The sequence below is a fragment of the Tsukamurella pseudospumae genome (genome assembly GCF_001575195.1).
In the GTDB taxonomy this organism is placed as follows: domain Bacteria; phylum Actinomycetota; class Actinomycetes; order Mycobacteriales; family Mycobacteriaceae; genus Tsukamurella; species Tsukamurella pseudospumae.
Genome location: NZ_LSRF01000108.1, coordinates 1 through 899, shown reverse-complemented (window position 1 = coordinate 899; position 899 = coordinate 1). Strand labels below are relative to the sequence as shown.

The window sequence follows — 899 nt, the reverse complement described above, 5'->3', positions numbered from 1 at the left end:
CCGATCCGTCCATCGCGAGCTGAGTCATACGAGAAGCGTGCATCAAACTGATGCACGCTTGAGGGAGGCGCGCCGCCTGGCTATCAAAATTCCGCATTCCCACAATTCCTGTCGCCGCTTCCGCGTGCGCGAGGATGCTCGACGCGCGCCTGCGTCGGGCATGGTGCCAGCACGAGGTTCATTCGGGCTACCAACTCAACTGCATCCGCAAGACGATCGCCTAGGTCTGCAGATACGGTGGCCGCGATCGCAACCGTTCGGTACGATAAAAATAGCTTTGAGCAGCGGAAAGACTGGGAGGATCGACCCGTGGTGGCTCTTGAAACTACGTTTCCGATGTGGGCGGGACAGTTCTGCGACATCGTTGATCGTCTCGATCCGGAGCAGGCTGGCATCTTGCTCGACGTTGCGTACTCGTCGTGGCTAGAGAACTCAGAACCGACACGGTGCGAGCTGGAAGTGCTCGCCCGTCAGATCGTCGGGGAAATCACCGCCGATGACGCCCTCACTGCTCTATCGCTACAGCGGAGCTGATCGATGGGAAAGCGCAAGGATCGGATGTGGCGGCGAGATGGCCGTGGCCCCCGGGTGACGGTAGGACCGGCAACTGCGGACGCCGTAAACGATCACCACGCTCGGTGGAGCGCGATGGCGTGGCTCTGTGCGCGAATGTGAGCGTCACTTGTTCACGAATTTGAGCGTCACTGAGGATGGGATCGGGCTCGGAATGTTCACGAATTTGAGCGTCACTCGGCGGGTGCCGCTGCTCCGTCGGTGAGGCGGTTGCGGGTGTGGGCGAGGCGGTAGGAGTCGGTGCCGGTTTCGATGATGTTCCCGCCGAAGGTGAGGCGGTCGACGATGGCGGCGCAGAGGCGTGGGTCGGTGAAGGTTTTGGTCCA

General features: G+C 61.3%; 2 protein-coding genes. One reads left to right on the top strand and one right to left on the bottom strand.

The features are described from left to right. Positions 1–237: 237 nt before the first annotated feature. The gene (locus tag AXK60_RS25360) at positions 238–534 is read left to right on the top strand and encodes a hypothetical protein (RefSeq protein WP_139057931.1); all 297 of its coding nucleotides are present in this window, start codon (positions 238–240) and stop codon (positions 532–534) included. Positions 535–746: 212 nt separating this feature from the next. Here the strand turns inward: AXK60_RS25360 and AXK60_RS27750 are convergent. Continuing rightward, on the bottom strand, positions 747–899 hold a 153-nt coding region (locus tag AXK60_RS27750; RefSeq protein WP_244881183.1), incomplete at its 5' end, for an ATP-binding protein.